The sequence below is a fragment of the Streptomyces sp. NPDC047982 genome (assembly GCF_043204165.1).
Taxonomy (GTDB): Bacteria; Actinomycetota; Actinomycetes; order Streptomycetales; family Streptomycetaceae; genus Streptomyces.
Genome location: NZ_JBIDBS010000002.1, coordinates 84,234 through 99,999 on the forward strand (window position 1 = coordinate 84,234; position 15,766 = coordinate 99,999).

At 70.4% G+C, this 15,766-nt stretch carries 12 protein-coding genes and 1 pseudogene; 9 read left to right on the forward strand and 4 right to left on the reverse strand.

The features are described 5' to 3' along the window. Nucleotides 1–161 precede the first annotated feature (161 nt). The 5 genes and pseudogenes from ACGF2V_RS02325 to ACGF2V_RS02345 form a co-directional block, all read left to right on the forward strand. A pseudogene (locus ACGF2V_RS02325) lies at nt 162–569 on the forward strand (single-stranded DNA-binding protein); the annotation flags it as partial. Between the two features lie 792 nt (nt 570–1,361). Further along, a complete protein-coding gene (locus ACGF2V_RS02330) occupies nt 1,362–2,711 on the forward strand; it encodes an LAETG motif-containing sortase-dependent surface protein (RefSeq protein ID WP_362622694.1) in 1,350 nt (449 codons plus the stop codon). Nucleotides 2,712–3,152: 441 nt separating this feature from the next. Beyond that, the gene (ettA, locus tag ACGF2V_RS02335; RefSeq protein ID WP_362622691.1) at nt 3,153–4,817 is read left to right on the forward strand and encodes an energy-dependent translational throttle protein EttA; all 1,665 of its coding nucleotides are present in this window, start codon (nt 3,153–3,155) and stop codon (nt 4,815–4,817) included. Nucleotides 4,818–4,823: 6 nt separating this feature from the next. Beyond that, nucleotides 4,824–5,246: a thioesterase family protein gene (locus ACGF2V_RS02340; protein ID WP_362622688.1), complete on the forward strand. Its 423-nt coding sequence runs from the start codon at nt 4,824–4,826 to the stop codon at nt 5,244–5,246. After that, complete coding sequence (locus ACGF2V_RS02345; protein WP_362704177.1) at nt 5,243–5,941, forward strand: hypothetical protein; 699 nt, start codon at nt 5,243–5,245, stop codon at nt 5,939–5,941. The genes ACGF2V_RS02340 and ACGF2V_RS02345 overlap by 4 nt, the downstream gene beginning before the upstream one ends. A 70-nt stretch (nt 5,942–6,011) precedes the next feature. Here the strand turns inward: ACGF2V_RS02345 and ACGF2V_RS02350 are convergent, their stop codons facing one another. Beyond that, on the reverse strand, nt 6,012–6,938 hold the full coding sequence (locus ACGF2V_RS02350) for a recombinase family protein (RefSeq protein WP_362704179.1): 927 nt from the start codon (nt 6,936–6,938) through the stop codon (nt 6,012–6,014). 260 nt (nt 6,939–7,198) lie between these two features. Here ACGF2V_RS02350 and ACGF2V_RS02355 point away from each other — a divergent pair, with 260 nt between their 5' ends. From ACGF2V_RS02355 to ACGF2V_RS02365, 3 genes are all read left to right on the forward strand, one after another. Next, a complete protein-coding gene (locus tag ACGF2V_RS02355; RefSeq protein ID WP_362622682.1) occupies nt 7,199–7,444 on the forward strand; it encodes a hypothetical protein in 246 nt (81 codons plus the stop codon). Continuing rightward, complete coding sequence (locus ACGF2V_RS02360) at nt 7,431–7,907, forward strand: Clp protease N-terminal domain-containing protein (protein ID WP_362622679.1); 477 nt, start codon at nt 7,431–7,433, stop codon at nt 7,905–7,907. The genes ACGF2V_RS02355 and ACGF2V_RS02360 overlap by 14 nt, the downstream gene beginning before the upstream one ends. A gap of 202 nt (nt 7,908–8,109) precedes the next feature. Then, nucleotides 8,110–9,264 (forward strand): serine hydrolase domain-containing protein, encoded by a 1,155-nt coding sequence (locus ACGF2V_RS02365; RefSeq protein WP_362704181.1) that lies wholly within the window; start codon nt 8,110–8,112, stop codon nt 9,262–9,264. Between the two features lie 45 nt (nt 9,265–9,309). Here ACGF2V_RS02365 and ACGF2V_RS02370 read toward each other — a convergent pair whose 3' ends face one another. Beyond that, a complete protein-coding gene (locus ACGF2V_RS02370; protein ID WP_362704183.1) occupies nt 9,310–12,465 on the reverse strand; it encodes a Tn3 family transposase in 3,156 nt (1,051 codons plus the stop codon). 135 nt (nt 12,466–12,600) lie between these two features. Continuing rightward, the gene (locus ACGF2V_RS02375; RefSeq protein ID WP_362622670.1) at nt 12,601–13,005 is read right to left on the reverse strand and encodes a globin; all 405 of its coding nucleotides are present in this window, start codon (nt 13,003–13,005) and stop codon (nt 12,601–12,603) included. A 426-nt stretch (nt 13,006–13,431) separates the two neighbouring features. On the opposite strand from ACGF2V_RS02375, the gene ACGF2V_RS02380 reads away from it, so the two are divergent. Then, nucleotides 13,432–14,415: a methyltransferase domain-containing protein gene (locus ACGF2V_RS02380; protein WP_362622668.1), complete on the forward strand. Its 984-nt coding sequence runs from the start codon at nt 13,432–13,434 to the stop codon at nt 14,413–14,415. Between the two features lie 42 nt (nt 14,416–14,457). Here the strand turns inward: ACGF2V_RS02380 and ACGF2V_RS02385 are convergent, their stop codons facing one another. Further along, nucleotides 14,458–15,678 (reverse strand): FHA domain-containing protein, encoded by a 1,221-nt coding sequence (locus ACGF2V_RS02385; protein ID WP_362704185.1) that lies wholly within the window; start codon nt 15,676–15,678, stop codon nt 14,458–14,460. Nucleotides 15,679–15,766 lie beyond the last annotated feature (88 nt).

The window sequence follows — 15,766 nt, forward strand, 5'->3', positions numbered from 1 at the left end:
GCGCCGGCAGGATTTCCGCCTCTCCTTCAACCTGGGATCTGTGACCGTGAGGACGCGGACGCGGACGCGGTCGCCGGAGCCGACGGCCCACGACGGGTGGTCGACGACCGGTGGCCGACGTCCGTGGCTCGTGCACGGAGGACCGAAGGGGAGGCGGAGTCATGAACGACACCTTGGTGACGCTGGTGGGCAACGCGGCTACGGCGGTGGAGTACCGGGAGACCGCCACCGGCGCAATGGCGCGATTCCGGTTCGCGGTGACACCGCGCCGCTGGGATCGCGAGAAGCAGTTCTGGACGGACGGGCACACCAGCTTCTACACCGTGTGGGCGTGGCGGGCGCTGGCGTCGAATCTGTCCGGTTCCGTCGCCGTGGGGGAACCACTCGTCGTGCACGGCAGGTTGAAGGTGCGCGAGGAGGAACGGGAGGGGCGACACCGGACGTTCGTGGACGTCGAGGCGGTCGCCGTGGGGCACGACCTGACGCGGGGGACATCGGCGTTCCGGCGGGTGATCAGGGGAGGGCCGGGGCTCGATGTACGAACCGGGGGTGCGACGCCGGACGGTGCGGGTGGCGCGGGCGGTGCATCGGCGCGCGCGGACGAACCGGATTGGTCGGGAGGGGCGCTCAGGGGGAACGTGGCGGCCGGGGCGGAAACGGTCTTCGGGGCCGAAGCGGCCCTCGGACTGGGCGAGTGGTCCCGATCGGGAGGGATGCCTGCATCGGAAGGACCAGCCGGTTCGGAAGGCTCGGCCTGTTCGGGCGGTGTGCCTGCATCAGGCGGGGCGGCCGGTTCGGGAGGGGCCGTATCGGGAGGACCGGCCGGGTCGAAAGGGCCGGCCGGGACGGAAAAACAGACCGAACAGAGCGGAGGGAGTGAACGGGGTGAACCGACCGTACGTGCTCGGCGTACTGGGCGTGGAGAGGACGGCGGGCGTGCCGCACGACAACGGAGCACGAGGATGGCGGGGCGCCAAAAGAGCAGTAACACACTGACGTTGGTGACGTGAAGCGTTCGTACGGGTGTCGGGCGACGCGCCCGGGTGCGGGACGGACGGGGATTGCTGGAGCGTCAATGCGCCGCACCGGCGATAACGATTCCGAGTCGGAATGGTTATATGACGTCGTGACAGGGGATTGTTCATCGCTTCGTCCTTAGGATGCCCCCGTACTCACGGGGCACTTGAGTCGACTGGCGGGACGATCCCCACACGCGCAGCAGGCGCGGAGGGTCCCGCCCGGAGGGGAATTCTGTGTTTTCTGCTGATTCAGCGACCGTTTCGTCTTCCTTGAAGACGCCTGCCGCACGTCGGCGGGGCATGGCGCGACTGGCCGCGTCGGTGGTGGCTTCCGGTCTGGTCATGGCAGGCACCTTCGTCGGCGCCGGCAGCGCGGTCGCCGACGAGGCGCCGCAGCATCAAGGCGGCGCGGCCGCGGTCCTGGACGGGCTGAAGACCTACGACCGCGCCGTGCTCCACGCGGACGGCAAGAACCAGCAGCTGCCCGCCGGTGTCTTCGAGATGACCGTCGATGGCGGCGGCAAGCTCAAGACGTACTGCATCGACATTCACAACCCCACGCAGAACCGGGCGAAGTACCTGGAGACGCCTTGGGACCAGACGTCGCTCGGCGGCAACAAGAACGCCGGCAAGATCCGCTGGATTCTTGAGCACTCCTACCCGAAGGTCGACAACCTCGCGGCACTGGCCGAGGAAGCCGGCACCGGCCCGCTCACGGAGAAGACCGCCGCGGCGGGCACCCAGGTCGCCATCTGGCGCTACTCGGACAACGTCGATGTCGAGGCGACCGACACCGCGGCCGAGAAGCTCGCCGACTGGCTCGAGAAGAACGCCGTGAACCAGGCCGAGCCCAAGGCGTCCCTCGTCCTGGACCCGGCCGCGGTCTCCGGCAAGTCCGGCGAGCGCCTCGGTCCGATCACCGTCCGCACCAACGCTGGCCAGGCCACCGTGACCCCGCCCGCGGACTCCGCCAGCGGCGTCAAGGTCACCGACAAGAGCGGCAAGCCCCTCGCCTCCGTGGTCAACGGTGGCGAGCTGTACTTCGATGTCCCGGCGGGCACCGCCGACGGTTCCGCCTCGCTGACCGTCCAGGCCACCACCTCGGTGCCGGTCGGCCGGGCATTCGCCAGCGCGACCAAGAGCCAGACCATGATCCTGGCCGGTTCCAGCGAGTCCACGGTCTCCGCGACCGCCACCGCGACCTGGGCCAAGCAGGGCGCGATCCCGGCCGTCTCGGCGGAGAAGAACTGCGTCAAGGGCGGCGTGGACGTCACCGCGAGCAACAAGGGCGACGAGACGTTCACGTTCGAGCTGGCCGGGAAGAAGCACACCGTCGAGGCGGGCAAGTCCGAGACGGTGACCGTCCCGGTCGCCGAGGACCAGGCGTACGACATCACGGTCACCGGCCCCGGGGGCTTCTCGAAGACGTTCAAGGGCGTCCTCGACTGCAAGACCAGCAGCAGTGGCACCGGCGGTGCCGGCGGCAACGGTGGCCACGAGACCCAGACCGAGGGCACGCCGGCCCCGGCCACGTCCGGTGGCGGCTCGACCGGTTCCACGGGTGACCTCGCCGAGACCGGTGGCTCCAGCGCCACCCCGGTCATCGCCGGTGTCGCGATCGCCCTCGTCGTCGTCGGCGGCGGTGCGGTCTTCCTCCTCCGCAAGCGCAAGACCCGGCCCTCCGCGCAGTGACGCGGTGACGAGTCGCGAGCGTGGCGTCACGCCCGCGCGATGACGGCCCCGGTACGTGAACGCGTACCGGGGCCGTCGTCGTACGCGGGCCACCGGCGGGCAGGGGCGGGCAGGGGCGGGCAGGGAGCGGGGTGGCCGGGCGCCCGGGGGCAGACCCGGGTGCGCCGGGGCGGGCACGCCGAGCGCGCCGGTCCGGCGGTCGGGACCGGCCGAGCGGGGCCGACCCGGTCAGTCCGGACCGAGCCGTGAGGGCCGGTCCGGGGATGTCCTGACGGCCCGGAGCGCGGGCCTCGGGCACGGCCCCGGAAGGTGGCCCGGAAAGCGGTCGCGGAGACGGCCCGGGGCACGGGGCGGCGTCCACCGGGCTGGTTTCCGTCCGGGGACGGACGTCAGGCAAGATGGGGTGTATCTGCCCACACATCGATAGCCGGACGGTTTCTCTTGGCTGAGTACATCTACACCATGCGCAAGACGCGCAAAGCGCACGGCGACAAGGTGATCCTCGATGACGTCAACCTGAACTTCCTGCCGGGCGCGAAGATCGGTGTCGTGGGTCCCAACGGCGCCGGTAAGTCCACGGTGCTGAAGATCATGGCGGGCCTGGAGCAGCCGTCCAACGGTGACGCGTTCCTCTCGCCCGGTTACAGCGTCGGCATCCTCATGCAGGAGCCGCAGCTCGACGAGTCGAAAACGGTCCTGGAGAACGTGCAGGACGGCGCCGCCGAGGTCATGGGCAAGCTCAAGCGCTTCAACGAGGTCGCCGAGCTGATGGCGACCGACTACTCCGACGCGCTGATGGAGGAGATGGGCAAGCTCCAGGAGGACCTGGACCACGCCAACGCCTGGGACCTGGACGCCCAGCTGGAGCAGGCCATGGACGCGCTGGGCTGCCCGCCCGGCGACTGGGCGGTCGTCAACCTCTCCGGTGGCGAGAAGCGCCGCGTCGCGCTCTGCAAGCTGCTCATCGAGGCCCCCGACCTGCTGCTCCTCGACGAGCCCACCAACCACCTCGACGCCGAGTCGGTGAACTGGCTGGAGCAGCACCTCTCCAAGTACGCCGGTGCCGTCGTCGCGGTCACCCACGACCGCTATTTCCTGAACAACGTGGCCGACTGGATCCTGGAGCTCGACCGCGGCCGCGCCCTGCCGTACGAGGGCAACTACTCCACGTACCTCGACAAGAAGGCCGCCCGTCTCAAGGTCGAGGGCCGCAAGGACGAGAAGCGCGCCAAGCGGCTCAAGGAAGAGCTGGAGTGGGTCCGCTCCAACGCCAAGGGCCGGCAGACCAAGTCCAAGGCCCGTCTCGCCCGCTACGAGGAGATGGCGGCCGAGGCCGAGAAGATGCGGAAGCTGGACTTCGAGGAGATCCAGATCCCGCCGGGCCCGCGGCTCGGTTCCATCGTCGTCGAGGTCGAGCACCTCTCGAAGTCGTTCGGCGACAAGGTCCTCATCGACGACCTGTCGTTCACGCTGCCGCGCAACGGCATCGTCGGCGTCATCGGTCCGAACGGCGCGGGCAAGACCACGCTGTTCAAGATGATCCAGGGCCTGGAGAATCCCGACTCGGGCTCCATCAAGATCGGTGACACGGTCAAGGTCTCCTACGTCGACCAGGGCCGGGCCAACATCGACCCGAAGAAGACCCTCTGGGCCGTCGTCTCGGACGAGCTGGACTACATCAATGTCGGCCAGGTCGAGATGCCCTCGCGGGCCTACGTCTCCGCGTTCGGCTTCAAGGGCCCGGACCAGCAGAAGCCGGCCGGCGTCCTGTCCGGTGGTGAGCGCAACCGCCTCAACCTGGCACTGACGCTCAAGGAGGGCGGCAACCTGCTGCTCCTCGACGAGCCCACCAACGACCTCGACGTCGAGACCCTGTCCTCGCTGGAGAACGCCCTGCTGGAGTTCCCGGGCGCCGCGGTGGTCATCTCCCACGACCGCTGGTTCCTGGACCGCGTCGCCACGCACATCCTGGCGTACGAGGGCGACTCCAAGTGGTACTGGTTCGAGGGCAACTTCGAGTCGTACGAGAAGAACAAGATCGAGCGCCTCGGTCCGGACGCGGCCCGTCCGCACCGTGCCACGTACAAGAAGCTGACGCGAGGCTGATCCGTCTTGGCACGCCACATCTACCAGTGCCCCCTGCGCTGGTCGGACATGGACGCCTTCGGGCACGTCAACAACGTCGTCTTCCTCCGCTATCTGGAGGAGGCGCGCATCGACTTCATGTTCCGGCTGGCGCCGGGTGACGGTTCGCCGTCCTTCTCGGGCGGCTCCGTGGTGGCCCGGCACGAGATCGACTACGTGCGCCCGCTGGTCCACCGGCACGAGCCGGTGACCATCGAGTCGTGGGTCACGAAGATCGGCGCCGCGTCGCTGACGATCTCGTACGAGATCAAGGACCCGGACCAGGTGTACGTGCGGGCCACGACCGTCGTCGTCCCGTACGACCTGGCCGCGCAGCGGCCCCGGCGGATCAGCGCCGAGGAGAACCTCTTCCTCCAGCAGTACCTGGTCGAGGAGCACGCGGCGGCATGACCGTACCCGTGCTGCCGCTGGAGTTCGCCGACGCGAGGGAGACCGCGGATCTCGCGGCCTTCCTCGCGCGGCTCCTCCACTACGACCGGGCCGCCGCGGTGCGGATGCAGGCGGGCGGCAGCGCGCTGGCCGTGTTCGGCAGGCCGCCGTCGTTCGAGGTGCTGGCGATCCGCACGGCACGACTGGCCGGGCGCCACGACTTCGACATCACGGTGTCCGCCGGGGAGCTTCTGGAGTCCCTCGGGTCCTTCGACACCGAGGGCGGGGCCGCTCCGGGCCCCCCGCCCGCCGCCGTCACCGGACCGCCGTGGACGGGAGTGCTCCCGCCGCGCGGCGGCTGGCGCGAACTGCCGGGCCTGCCCGACCCGGTCTCCCTGCGCGAGGCCGTCACCGCCGCGGTGGCGGAGTTCCGCACCCGCGACGAGGCACTGCCCGAGACCCGGCGGACCCGGACCGAACGGGACCTGATCGGCCGCGAGATCTGGTCGCGCACCATCGGCACGACCGAACTCCCGTTGCGGGCCGTCCACGCCGCCCTGTCCCTGGGCTTCCTCCGCCCGGCACCGGGCTTCCCTGCCGCCCTGCTCGCCGCCGGGTCCTGGCTGCGGCTGCGCACCCCGTTCGGCTCGATCGCGCTGCGCGGCCACGGCAGCGGGCTCGGCGGCGGGCTCGCCGTGTCGGTGGGCGCGGGCTGAGGGGGCCCGGTCCTCGGCCCCGGATCACGGCCCCGGGGATCAATCGAACCGTGGTTGGCGCTGAGATTGATCATGGTCCAGTCGACGCGAGGGTGCTGACCCGGTTCTCGTACTCGCGACGGGCCTTGCGCTGGGCGGGGACCGCCGGGGCGCCATGGCCGCCGTCGAGCGGCTGACAGCGGGCGAGGAGTCCGCGGTGCACGGCGGGGACGGCGCTGACGCGGAGTGTGTAGCCCTGGCCGCGCCGTACGGTCACGCCCTGGTCGAGCGCTGCCCGCTCGGCGGGCTCCAGTTCGGCCGCGCGCAGGAAGTCGGCGACCTTGCCCGGCATATCGAGGGTGACCGCGGTCTCCGGTGCCAGGGTGTCCTGGCGATCGTCGGTGTGCTCGGGCATGAGGTCGGCGACGGCGGTGCGGATGGCGCCGCGGCTGACGTGGTGGTCGCGGGCCAGGCCGGCGATGGACTGGCCTCCCAGGTATCCGGCGCGCACGGCGGCGGCCTTCGCGGCCGTGACGGCCGGGCGGCGTCCGCCCTTGCTGCCCTTGGCCTCGGCGGCCCGCAATCCGTCGTAGGTCAACTCGCGCTGGAGGTCGCGCTGGAGTTCGCCAGCGGCGGCGAGGGTCTGCACCATGAACTTCACGGTGGACAACAGCTCTCCGGTGCGCGGGTGGCGGGCGGTGAGGTCCATCGCGGAGAACGCGCCGTCGTGGATGCGCAGGGCGAGGCGGTCGCGGTGGAACACCTCGAGCACGTCGAGGATGTGCCTGGTGCCGCGCACGAGGCGGAACATCTCGGAGATGTGCACGGTGTCGCCCGGCCGCGCGTACGTGAGCAGCTCGCTGAACTTCGACCGTTGGAGTGGGTGGAGGCGGCTGGAGGTGCCCGGGTCCTCCTCGAAGACGACCGGGTCCTCGATCCCGGCCTCGTCCAGGACGAGGTTCTGACGGTCGGTCGACTGCTGGTCGGTCGAGACCCGCTTGTAGACCAGGTTCGCCACCGAGGGCCCCTTCCGTGCGGAGGATCGGACCCTATCTGTCGTCAAACCCTGTCAGCAATCACCATCGGATCTGATTGGATTCGAGCCGCCGCGAACCCCGGATTGCACGGGTTCATTGGACGCGTCGGCCGCCTGTCGCCAAACGATCCTTTGCCGACAGGGAGCCCGTGGTCACGAGCCTCCGGCGGGATCGCTCCGCCCACCCCCAGCCGTTAGCAACTGGGGTTGACTATCTTCTTTAGTCAACTACAGTTGCCTGCATGTCCGTCGGCGAGAATTCCGTTCCCCCTGAGCCCGCTGACGCCCTGGCGGCTGTCGTGGCGTTGCGGCGCCTTGCCGATCAACTGGAGGACGCCGCTGTCGAGCAGGCCATGCGGGCGGGCTGGAGCTGGCCGCAGGTCTCCGAGGCGCTCGGTGTCACCCGCCAAGCCGTCCACAAGAAGCACGCCAAGCGGCTCATCGCCGCCGGAGTCAAGCTGAGGAGGCGCGGCGATGAGCGCGTTTGACAAGTACCTGCATGGGGTCATCGTGCGGGCGATGGACGAAGCTCGCGATGATGGGTCGGCGACGATCGACGCGCACCATCTTCTGTTGTCGCTCGCCGCCGATCAGGGGTCTACCGCTCAGCAGGTCCTGGCCTCGGTCGGGCTCGATCGCGCTGCTGTCCGCGAGGCACTGGATCGAGAATTCGAGCACAGCCTGAGCATGGTTGGAGTGTCTCCGGCCGCCTATGGCCTTCCCGGGCCGAGCCACGTTTCCCAGCAGCCCAAGATGGGTGCGTCCGCCAGACTCGCGCTGGAGCGGAGCTTCTCCTCCGCTCGCAAGAAGGACCTGCGGTCAGCGCATCTGCTGCTCGGGATCCTTCAGGCTCAAATCGGCACCGTGCCGCGTGCTCTCGCCTTGGCCGGTATCGATCAGGCCGAGCTGGCGGACCGCGTTCGACAGACACTCATCAGCCAGGAGCAGTGACCACCGGGATCAGCTGACGCGGCCAGTTCACCCCGTGGCCGTGCCCCTTGCCGTGATGTACAGCGGGTCCGGTAGGCGTGCGCGAAGCGTCGCACGCTGCGCTGGGCGCTAAGTCCCTGCTGAGAGCCGGTGGGCCAGTAAATCACGCCGTGGAGAAGGGCCGGGCGGTCATCCACGGGTCACACACGACAAGGAGGACCACATGCACCAGCACACCGCTCACACAGACAGCGGCCGACCGGGCGCCGAACCGGCCAAAGCAGGGGGCTCGGTATCTGAGTCCGCGCCGGCCTCAGGGGCCGAGGGCCACGAGGCGGTCCAGCGCTTACTTCAGCAAGCCGTGGCTCAAGGCGGCCTTCCCGGCATTCTCGCCGAGGTCTGCGACGGCGGCCGACAGTGGTTCGGGACCGCAGGAGTGGCCGACACCCGAACCGGCCGCAAGCGTTCACCACAGGACCGGTTCCGCATCGGCAGCATCAGCAAGACCTTCGTGGCCACCGTCGTGCTGCAGCTGGCGGCGGAAGGCAGGCTGAGCCTGGACGACACCGCTGAACAGTGGCTGCCCGGCGTGGTCCATGGCCATCACCACGACGGCGCCAGGGTGAACGTCAGGATGCTGCTCAACCACACCAGCGGGATCTTCAACTACACCGATGACCAGGAAGCACTGAACCGTTACGAGACACATCCGCCCGAGTCGCTGGTGCAGATCGCCATGTCCCATCCGCACACCTTCGCGCCGGGTTCGGGCTGGGCGTATTCCAACACCAACTACGTCCTCGCAGGCATGATCATCGAACGGGCCACCGGCCGCGCGCTTGCCGAGGAGATCGCAGGGCGGATCTCCCGCCCATTCGGCCTGACTGGTACGTACCTGCCGCACGGCAGCGATCCGACGATCCACGGGCCACACTCCCGGCACTACACGAAGCTGTTCCAGACCGACCCCGGCGCGCCGGTCCACGACGCGACCGAGCTCGATTCATCCATGTTCTGGGCAGCCGGCGGCATGATCTCCACCGCCGGGGACCTCAACCGGTTCTTCCGCGCCCTGCTGGGGGGCCGGATGCTGCCACCGGACCAACAACGTGACATGTTCACCACCGTGCCCACCCGCGACTGGATTCCCAACGCCGCCTACGGCCTCGGCGTTTCCTCAGTGAGACTGCCCTGCGGGGAAACGGTCTGGGGCATGGGGGGTGCACTCTTCGGATCGTGGTCCTACGCCTACGGCGCTCGCGATGGCGAACGGATGGTCACCACCAACGTCAACGGCGACTGGAGCAACGGCGATTGGGACGACCCCATCGGTATCTTCACCGATCTACTTCAGGCGAAGTTCTGCCGCCGGAGCTGACCTCTGAACACCGGTCACGGGTCGGGCTTGGCCGGCTCCTGATACTCACTCCTGCCCGTCGTCGTTGTCCTCGTCCAGCTCCGGCGCACCCGGGTCACGCAGCGGGCGCAGGCCGCCGTCGACCGGGGTGGAGGAGCGGAAGCTGTAGCGGCCGAGCACGTTGAGGTTCGCGTGCTTGAGCGGGGAGACGCGGGCGACGTCCTGGTCCAGGACGTCGTGCTCACGCTCCTCGGCCGGCAGCGCCCGCAACTCCTGGACGGCAGCATCCAGGTAGCGAGTCGTCCACAGCACCGCGGCATTCAGCACCAGCCCGAGCGCGCCGAGCTGGTCCTCCTGTCCCGTCCGGTACGCCTGCATGATCTGCCCGCGCTTGCCGTGGCAGATGTCCCGGGCGAGCTTGTGGCGGGACTCCTGCACGGTGAGCTGCCGGTTCATCTGCCTGCGGTAGGTGTCGTCGACTGGGTCGACCACGCGCAGCAGGTGCAGGGTCTTGGCGATCCGCCCGTACTCGGCGAACGCGGTGGCCAGCGGGGTGGGACGTCCCTCGCGGCCGAACATCCGCAACAGGTCGTACGCCCGCACCTGCCCGGTGACCAGGGAGCCGACCACCCGGAGCATGTCCGGCCAGTGCGTGATCACCTTGTTCAGGTTCACCTTGTTGCAGGCCAGCGGCTCCAGTGGCCCGTACCCGCCGGTGTCCACGCCGGGCAGCTCCGCCCGCCAGAACCTCTGGTCGGCCAGGTCGCGGAAGCGAGGCGAGAAGTTGTAGCCGAGCAGGGAGAACAGGCCGAACACCATGTCGGAGTAGGAGGCGTTGTCGGTGGCCACCATGTCCGGCTTCACCCCGGCGTCGAGGTTCAGCAGGGTGTCCAGGATGTGCAGGGAGTCGCGCGGGGTGCCGGGCACGACCATCTGCCCGATGCCCGCTACCTGGTCATTTACGGCATTCAGCCATGTAATTCCGCGTTTGAAGTGGTAGTACTTCGGCGACGGACCGGCGTTGATGGTGCGCTTCGGCACCACGAACCGCAGCCCGTCGACGGACGCGAGCAGGCCCTCGCCCCAGTGCTCCACGATCGGCACCCGCCCCTGGGCCTCGATCAGCTTCGCGTTCGCCGCGGCGATGGTGTCGGCGCGCAGGTAGTACTGGTCGACGTGGACCAGCCGGGCCCCGGTGAGCGCCTCGTCGTCGGCATCGATGACGGGGGCGTAGCCGATGTTGCACGCTTCGCTCACCAGCAGCGCCACCAGGGACGTCTTCAGGTTCTCCATGCGGGTACGGCCGTCCCCCAAGTGCACGAAGGTGTCAAGGAATCCGGTCCAGGAGTCGACCTCGAACAGCAGGTCCGGCAGGTCGATCTTCGGGAGCATCTTCGCGGTGGTCCTGCGGCGCAGCCACTTCAGAGACTCGCTCTCGCCGAGCGCGCCGAGCCGGTCGACGTTCAGCTTCAACCGGCCATTGGGCTGGACCTCGAAGCTGAGCTTCGCGTCCTGCCCGGCCTCCTCCAGACGCTCCGCCATCAGCTGCCAGGCCGCGTCCAGGGCCCGCACCTGCCCGGCCAGATGTTCCTCGACCGGCTCGTCCAGGCTCAGGCCATGCAGTACGTCCTCGGAGACGGCCTCCCACTGCTTGCCGTCCAACAGCCGCGCCCGAGGGTCCGCCCACCGGTTCGACGGCGAGGCGAACACGTCGCGCCGGTTCAGCGCGCGGAACAGCTGCTCCAGCACGCACACCACGTACGCGTCACGGTCCACCGCCCCCTCGGGCAGCTCCGGATTGGAGCACACCGCCTTCTTCCACGCCGCCGGCACTAATTTGGCGTCGATCTCACGCGGCAGCAGCGGCTTGGCCTTCACCTTCCGCCTCGCCAGCGCCGGGAGCCGCTTCACCGCCTCCAAAATCCGCTTGCCACCGGAGGCCGCCCCCAGCGCCGACGACTCCCCGAGCAGCGACAGGAAGGGGCGGACCGTGTTGTAGCGGGTGGCCAGCAGACGCCGTATCTCCGCCTCGGCCTCCTCGTCCGCGGGCCCGATCAGCTTTCCCAGCAGCGCCGAGGCGGCCACCACCTCCTCGCGCGGCCCGATCTCCGTCTCCAGCGCCCGCCACATCGCGCCCGCGTCCAGGTCGGCATCGCTCTCGGTCACCAGGTCCAGCTGCTCGCTCCAGAGCCGGAACACCCCATCGAGCATCCGCGACGCTTTCGCCACGCGAGGCCGGGCCGCGAGCCAGTCCCGGTCCGTCGCCCGCCGCGCGGCGCTGATCAGCTTCACCTGCATCAGCACCGAGAACAGATCCAGCGCGTCGTCGATCGCGGACGCCTCCAGGTGCCGCACCACCGACGTCAGCAGCGCCGTGCGCTTCGGCTCCGGCGTTCGCTCCAGGATCGGCGCCTTCGACCCCAGACCGACCCGCGCCAGCGTCGCCAGCCGGTTCGGCGGCACCTTGTCCAGCTTCACCCGGCCCAGACGGAACGCCGAAATCTCATCCACCCGCTCCAGCGCCTTCGCCATGCTCGCGCCCGTCGTCCGCGTCGGCGGCCGGCGCAGCCGCTCCAACTCCGAAATCCGCCGCCCTTCGGGCACCCCGAGCAGCGCCACCAGATCCTCCGACAAGGACGCGTCCGCCCGCCGCGCAGCGCCCGCCACCGTCGCGTACAGCCGCTTCTCCGCGACCCGACGTACGGATGCGACCTGCTTGGCCAGCACGCTCACGCCCGGCAGCAGCACCCGGTGGCGGCGCAGCCATCCCACCGCTTGGTTGAACAGGGCCACCGGTCCCTCGGCGCCCGTCCACGCCCGCCCGTGCAGGAAAGCGCGGAACTTGCGCCCCCACTCCGCGTCCTCGAACGAGTGGTAGCCGTAGGCGTCCCGGATCTCCCACGCGTGTTCGTACGCCGTCTTCGCCCGCTCGGTGTACCGCTTCACCACCGACGCGTCCTCGATCTGCAACTGCGCGGCCAAGTGCTCGATGACCGACCACGGCACGTCCAGCGGATCGTCCACCAGGAACCGGCCGACGTACCGGACGGTGCACATCTGCACCGCGAACCCCAGCTGGTGCGCCGTCGTACGGCGCAACGCGATCAGGTCCCGGTCCACGTCATCCAGGAAGAAGAACCGCTCCAGCTCCGGCCGCGTCGGCTCCTCCACGAACCGTCCGTACGCCGCCGCCTGCACATCAGTAAGAAATTCCACCGGCACCCGGCGGACGGTAGCCACCCGTCATCCGAGCCCACCGGACTTCCAGAGAAACCTGCCGCCGCATCCCGGAACTGTGTTAAACGACCAAGATCAATCTCAGCGCCAACCACGGTTCGATTGATCCCCGGGGCCGGATCAGCCCTCGGTGTTCACCATCGAGGCCGCGGCGTAGGTGAGGTAGTCCCACAGCCGCTGCTCGTGCTCCGGCGCCAGCCCGAGTTCGTCGAGGGCGGTCCGCATGTGGGCCAGCCACGCGTCGTGCGCCGCTCGGTCCACCCGGAACGGGACGTGCCGCATTCGCAGCCGCGGGTGTCCGCGCCGCTCGCTGTACGTACGGGGCCCGCCCCAGTACTGGATCAGGAACAGCCTGAACCGTTCCTCGGCCGGGCCCAGATCCTCCTCCGGGTACATCGGTCGGAGCAGCGGGTCCTCGGCGACCTCCTGGTAGAAGCGATGCACCAGGCGCCGGAAGGTCTCCTCGCCGCCGACCTGCTCGTAGAAGGTCTGCTCCTGCAGCGTGTCGCGCGGAATCTCAGTCACCCGTCCATCGTCGCAGACGCACCGGCCGAGTACTCGGGGCCTAGGACTGGCCCAGGACCTGTCCTCGGACTGCCGCCTGTCGTGCGGCGCCCGGCACTTCCCCGAGCTCTCGGCTTCGCGCGAGCAGGGCAGACCCCGTCCCTCGCGGTGTCGTCGCAGTCGTCCTCTCCCGTCCCGCACGAGGACGATCCTCCGCCTTGCGCTCGCACGCGCCGCGCCGTACGGCCCGGTCTCCGGCCGAACGACGACACCGTGACGACAGGGCCGGGGACCCCATCCCGCCGACCGCCGGATGCGGACCTGCGGACGGCGGCCCCGGCCCGGGTCCTGGCCACCGGGGGCCGGGCGCAGGAAGGTGGAGACCAGAAGGCGGGGATCAGGGAAAGTGCGGGGAGGCCGGGGAGGGGAGACCAGGAAGGCGGAGAGATGCACGACACGCAGCAGGACCGGTTCGCCGAGACCGCCGCCGGGGAACGGCGGGCGATGGTGCGGGGGATCGTGGCCCGCGGGGCACTGGGCGACCCCCGATGGCGGGCCGCGTTCGAGGAGGTGCCGCGCCATCTGTTCGTGCCGTACTACTTCGTGGCCGGCGGAACGGACCGACTGTGGTGCGAGGACCCCGACCCGGCCCGCCGCGCCCGGTGGCTGCGCGGGGCCTACGCGGACGAGGCGCTGGCCATCCGGATCAAGGACGGCGAGCTGATCTCGTCGAGCAGCCAGCCGTCGCTGATGGCCCGGATGCTCGACGAACTGGATGTGCGCGACGGGCAGCGGGTCCTGGAGATCGGTGCGGGCAGCGGCTACAACGCGGCGCTCCTCGCGCACCGGCTCGGCGACGACGCCGTGACCACCGTGGACCTCGACCCGGAGATCACCGAGTCGGCCCGCCGGCACCTGGCGGTGGCCGGGCACCACCCGGCGGTGATCACCGGTGACGGGACTCGGGGCTGGCCCCCGCGCGGCCCGTACGACCGGATCATCGCGACCTGCACCCTCGCGCGCGTACCGCCCGCCTGGTTGGACCAGTGCGCCCCGGACGCGCGGATACTGGCGCCGCTCGCCAGCGGGCTGATCGTGCTACAGGTGCGGGTGACCGTGCGCGGAAGGTGCGCCGAGGGGCGGTTCCTGCGCACGCCCGCCTATTTCGTACCGCTGCGGGGCAGCCCGAGGGGGCCGGCCGGGCGCCCGCACACCGGCGCGCTCCCCAGGCGCTTCAGCGAGGACGAACCCTTCCGGTTCCTGCTGGAGCTGACCGGATCCAGCCTCGACCCGCACGAGGCCCTCTCCCTCTGGCGGCGCGAGGGGCGCCCCGGGAGGGAGAGGTTCGGCATCACCGTCCGGGGCGGGCGGCAGTGGGCCTGGCTGGACGACCCCGAAGGGCCGTACGCCTGGCCACTGCCCGAGGGGTAGGCCCGGGTGCCCCGGTGGTTCCGGCGTGGCGCCCTCGGCCCGTCAGTCCCGGTGGATGGTGATCGTCGTCCATGCCCCGACATGCACGCGGTCGCCGTCCTTGAGCGGGACGGGAACATAGGGCTGGACCGGGTCCTCGGCGCCGTTGAGCGTGGTGCCGTTCGTGGAGTTCTGGTCCACCACGGCCCAGCCGCCGCCGGGCTGCCGCACCAGCACCGCGTGCTGGTGCGAGACGCCCGGGTCCTCCGGAGGCACGGACAGGTCGATGTCGGGGGACTCGCCGGTGCTGTGCCTGCGACGGCCGACGGTGACCTGGTTGCCGGTCAGCGCGACCCGCTGTTCCGGGGAGTACGCCGGCAGGTTGAGACCGGTCGCCTCCGGGCCGCTGCGCTGCATCATCGCCAGGAAGTACTCACGGTCCGGGGCGATGACGACCGTCCAGCTCGCGGGCGGCTGGTTCTGGTTCCCGCCCGGCGACGGCGGCTGCTGCGCCGGGACCGACGGCTGCGGTTCCTGCGGCCGGGACGGCGGCGACAGCATCCAGTCGTCGTCGGCGGACTGAGGCGGCTTCGGCTGCGAGGGCCGGGGCGGCTGCGGCGCGGGCGCCTGGGGCACCGAGGGCGCGGGCGGACCGGGGCGCTCGAACGAGGGCGGCGCCGGCTGCTGCTGGAACGGCGACGGCGCAGGCGGCCCCTGCTGCTGGAAGGGGTGCACAGGCTGCGCTGCCTGGGGCGGCTGCGGAGACCGTGGTGCCTGCGGACCCGGGCCGGGCACGGCTGCCGGGCCGGGGGCCGGGGGCTCGGGGCGGCTCGCCTGCTCGGGGGAGAGAGGCTCGGCCGGGCGGTTCACCTGCGAGGGCCGTGAGCCCTGGTACTCGAACGGATCGGGCATCCGCTGGGGCCCCGACGGCTGCTGCGCCTGGAAGCCCGGCGGCAGGTTCAGGCCGGGCGGAGGGGCGGTGGGGACGCTGGGGCGCGGGGCCAGCGGCGTGTAGGACGTCGCCGTGTTCGTCAGGTAGTTCCAGCGGCACTCCTCGCAGAACGGCGCCATCGCCTCGCGGGGCGTGCGGCACTGCGGGCACAGTTCGGCCTGCTGGGTCTGGGCGCCGGGCGGTCCCTGGGGCCCGCCGTAGCCGGGAGCGGGCGGTGGGGGAGGTGGCGGAGGGACCGAACCCGCGGGAGCGCCCGCGCCGGTCATGCGATGGCCACAGACCTCGCACCAGTCCTCGGAACCCGACTGGTGTCCGTTCGGGCAGGTCGGCATGTCGGCGCTTCCCCCTTTCGTCGTCCGGCCCCGCGGGGCCGTCATTCCTCGTGCTCTTCGCCACCCGACGGATCACTTCGCTCCGGCC

Excerpts from the sequence above, each read along its gene's own strand:
- ACGF2V_RS02365 (WP_362704181.1), top strand. The coding sequence starts at position 8,110 with ATGCACCAGCACACCGCTCACACAGACAGCGGCCGACCGGGCGCCGAA.
- ACGF2V_RS02345 (WP_362704177.1), top strand. The coding sequence starts at position 5,243 with ATGACCGTACCCGTGCTGCCGCTGGAGTTCGCCGACGCGAGGGAGACC.
- ACGF2V_RS02380 (WP_362622668.1), top strand. The coding sequence starts at position 13,432 with ATGCACGACACGCAGCAGGACCGGTTCGCCGAGACCGCCGCCGGGGAA.
- ACGF2V_RS02330 (WP_362622694.1), top strand. The coding sequence starts at position 1,362 with ATGGCAGGCACCTTCGTCGGCGCCGGCAGCGCGGTCGCCGACGAGGCG.
- ACGF2V_RS02355 (WP_362622682.1), top strand. The coding sequence starts at position 7,199 with ATGTCCGTCGGCGAGAATTCCGTTCCCCCTGAGCCCGCTGACGCCCTG.
- ACGF2V_RS02360 (WP_362622679.1), top strand. The coding sequence starts at position 7,431 with ATGAGCGCGTTTGACAAGTACCTGCATGGGGTCATCGTGCGGGCGATG.
- ACGF2V_RS02385 (WP_362704185.1), bottom strand. The coding sequence starts at position 15,678 with ATGCCGACCTGCCCGAACGGACACCAGTCGGGTTCCGAGGACTGGTGC.